Genomic DNA, 3,490 nt, shown 5'->3' on the forward strand with positions numbered 1-3,490 from the left:
TGCTGCTGGTGGTGGAGGATTTGAGCAACGTCCACGCGCTCGAGTCGCAGCTGGTGCGCGCCGAGAAGCTGGCCACCGTGGGCATGCTCGCCGCGGGAATCGCCCACGAGATTGGCACCCCGCTGGGCGTGGTGCGCGGCCGGGCCGAGTACGTGCTGGGCAAGCTGGGCGCGCAGCACTCGCAGGCCGCTGGCGTGCAGGTCATCATCGAGCAGATAGACCGGGTGAGCCGCACCATCCGCCAGCTCCTGGACTTCTCGCGGGTGCAGCCGGTGGCGGTGAAGGGCGTGGCGGTGGGGCCGCTGCTCAGGGGCGCGCAGGAGCTGCTGCGCGGCGAGGCCGAGCGGCGCAAGGTGAAGGTGGAGGTGGAGGTGCCCGAGGGGATGCCGGCGCTGTCGGCGGACCCGGACCAGCTGCAACAGGTGGTGCTCAACCTGGCCCTCAACGCGTGTGACGCGTGCGAGCCCGGGGGCACGGTGCGCATCGCCGCCCGGCTCGAGGCGCCGAGCGAGCCGGGGGCCTGGAGCGGGGTGCGGGTGACGGTGCGCGACGACGGGTGCGGCATTCCGTCCGAGAGCCTCAACCGCGTCTTCGACCCCTTCTTCACCACGAAGAAGCGCGGCCAGGGCACGGGACTGGGGCTGACGGTGGTGGCCCAGATTGTCCGCAACCACGGAGGCCGTATCGAGCTGGAGAGCGCGCCCGGCCAGGGCACGTGCGTGACGCTGTGGTGGCCCGCCACGGCGGCGGCGCCGAACGAGGAGCGACATGCCGTCTGAGGGACGAGTGCTGGTGGTGGACGACCACGTGGAGATGGCGCGGCTGCTGGCCGACCACCTCACGGACGCGGGCTACACGGTGGACGTGGCCACGAGCGGCCAGGAGGCCCTCGCCGCCGTGCGCGGGCGCGTGCTGGACGCGGTGGTGTGCGACCTGCGCATGGAGCAGGTGGACGGCTTCGACGTGCTGGCCGCCGTGCGGCAGGCGGACCCCACGCTGCCGGTGCTCATCATGACGGCCTTCGGCGGGGTGGAGAACGCCGTGGAGGCCATGCGGCGCGGCGCCACGCACTACTTCACCAAGCCCTTCCGCCTCGACGAGGTGCTGCTGTACGTGCAGCGCGCCATCGCCGAGCGCCGGCTGCGCGAGGAGAACCGGGCGCTGCGCCAGGCGGTGGGGGACCGCTCGGCCTACGCGGCGCTGGTGGGCCGCAGCGCTCCCATGCGCGCCCTCTACGAGCTCATCGAGCGCGTGGCCCACTCCCAGGCCCCGGTGCTGGTGCGCGGGGAGAGCGGCTCGGGCAAGGAGCTGGTGGCCCGCGCGCTGCACTTCGAGGGCCCGCGCAAGGACGGCCCCTTCGTGGCGGTGAACTGCACGGCCATCCCCAACGCGCTGCTGGAGAGCGAGCTCTTCGGCCACGTGAAGGGCAGCTTCACCGGCGCCACCACGCCCCGGCGCGGCCTCTTCCTGGAGGCGGACGGCGGCACGCTCTTCCTCGACGAGATTGGCGACATGGCGCCCGAGCTCCAGGCCAAGCTGCTGCGCGTGCTGGAGGACGGCGAGGTGCGCGCGGTGGGCGCGGACGCCTCGCGCAAGGTGGACGTGCGCGTGGTGGCCGCCACGCACCAGGACCTGGAGGTGCGCGTGCGCGAGGGCCGCTTCCGGCAGGACCTCTTCTACCGGCTCGACGTGGTGCCGCTGCGCGTGCCGCCCCTGCGCGAGCGCCGCGAGGACATCCCCATGCTGGTGGAGCACTTCGTCGCGCAGTCGCGCAAGCGCAACCCCCGCGCGCGCCTCACCGGCTTCTCCCCCGAGGCCCTCGCCGCGCTCGCCGCCGCGCCCTGGCCTGGCAACGTGCGCGAGCTGGAGAACCTCGTCGAGCGCCTCGCGGTGGTGACGGCCCAGGAGACGGTGGACCTGCCCACGCTCCAGCTCCACGCGCCCGGTGTGACCGCGGACGCGCATCCCCTGTCACGGGCCCAGTCGAAGCTCGTCACCCTGCGCCAGCTCGAGGGCGAGTACATCTCCTTCGTGGTGGCGCAGTGTGGTGGCAACAAGACGAAGGCAGCGGAAATCCTCGGCATCGACGTCTCCACCATCCACCGCCGCGAGCGCGAGCGGAGTGGAAACGGCTCGTAGCTTCGGGCGCGGTGGGTACACTGGGCACCTCTCTCTTTCGGAGGTTCCCCCTCGTGCCCCTCACCCGACTCCTCCTCGCGCTGGGCGCCGTGCTCCTGCTGGTCAACGCCTGCACGGAGGAGGAGGACACTCCCTTCAGCCCCTACCAGCCCTCGCCCCCCATCGTCGTGACACCAGGCAATGGAGACTCGGAGAGCGTCTCCCTCGATGGGGGCGTGGTCCTCAGTGACGGCGGTACCTTCGCGGCCAGGCCCTCGTGCGCTGGAGGCTCGTGCGCGGGCGCCTGTCCGGATGGCGGCGTCATCTGCGCGGGGCGGTGCGGCTTCCTGGCCGCCGTCCCGTACGCGCTGCCGGGCTCCCCTCGGGACATCGCGGCTGGCGACCTCAACAGCGACGGCGCCGCGGACCTCGTCACGGTGAACGGCGTGGGCAACACGGCGGCCGTGCTGATCAACCGCAAGGCGGGCCTCTTCCAGACGCCCACCCTGCTGCCCGCGGGCACGACTCCCACCTCCGTGCTGCTCGCGGACGTCACCGGGGACCAGAAGGTGGACATCCTCGCCGCCAACGCGGGCTCCCTCCGGGTGTTCCGGAGCAAGGGAGATGGCACCTTCCCGACGGCCACCAGCACCAGCGTGGGCCAGTCCAGCGACGACATGCTCCTCGGCTCCTTTGGCGGCAGCCAGCGCGTCGTCCTCGTGGGGGGCTCCAGCGAGAAGCTCCTCGTGCTGAAGTCCAATGGCAATGGCTCCTTCGCCACCCCGGTCAGCGTCGAGGCCCCCGCTTCCTCCGCCGCGCTGACGGCCGCGGACTTCAACGGGGATGGCCGTCTGGACCTCGTCCTCTCCCACCCGCCGTGCTCCCAGACGTCGGACGCCTGCCAGTCGGTGGGGGTGATGCTCGGCAACAGCGATGGCACCTTCCAGGCCCAGCGCTTCACACCCGTCGACGGCTCGCCTCACGGCCTCGTGGCGGCGAGGCTCGGCGTCGATCCGTACATGGACCTGCTGGTCGCCGACACGAATGGCAATCGGGTGCTCGTGTTCAGCGGCCAGAATGATGGCTCCTTCCTCCTCACGCCGACCGCGTATGCCGCCGGCAACAGGCCCCGGCAGCTGGTCCTGGTGGACCTCAATGGCGATGGCGCGGAGGACCTGCTGGCGGTCAACTCCGGGGACAGCCGGGTGAGCCTGTACATGGGACAGGCGAGCGGCGCCTTCTCGCCGCAGGTGTTGCTCAACGCCTTCCCCGAGGGCCAGGGGCTCCAGGGGATGACCGTGGCGGACTTCGACAAGGACGGCGCCCAGGACCTGGCCGTCCTCACCGAGAGCGGCATCCAGCTGCTGTGGGG

At 71.9% G+C, this 3,490-nt stretch carries 3 protein-coding genes; all 3 read left to right on the forward strand.

Annotation, left to right across the window (positions count from 1 at the left end; all coding sequences use genetic code 11):
* On the forward strand, positions 1-779 hold a 779-nt coding region (locus tag VF697_RS25165), incomplete at its 5' end, for a sensor histidine kinase (RefSeq protein ID WP_331099217.1).
* Positions 769-2,139, forward strand: coding sequence for a sigma-54 dependent transcriptional regulator (locus VF697_RS25170; protein WP_331099219.1), 1,371 nt, complete (start codon positions 769-771; stop codon positions 2,137-2,139). The genes VF697_RS25165 and VF697_RS25170, both read left to right, overlap by 11 nt.
* A gap of 53 nt (positions 2,140-2,192) precedes the next feature.
* A partial coding sequence (locus VF697_RS25175) for a VCBS repeat-containing protein (RefSeq protein ID WP_331099220.1) occupies positions 2,193-3,490 on the forward strand: 1,298 nt, incomplete at its 3' end.

It is taken from the genome of Archangium sp. (assembly GCF_036388035.1).
Classification (GTDB): domain Bacteria; phylum Myxococcota; class Myxococcia; order Myxococcales; family Myxococcaceae; genus Archangium.

Excerpts from the sequence above, each read along its gene's own strand:
- VF697_RS25170 (WP_331099219.1), top strand. The coding sequence starts at position 769 with ATGCCGTCTGAGGGACGAGTGCTGGTGGTGGACGACCACGTGGAGATG.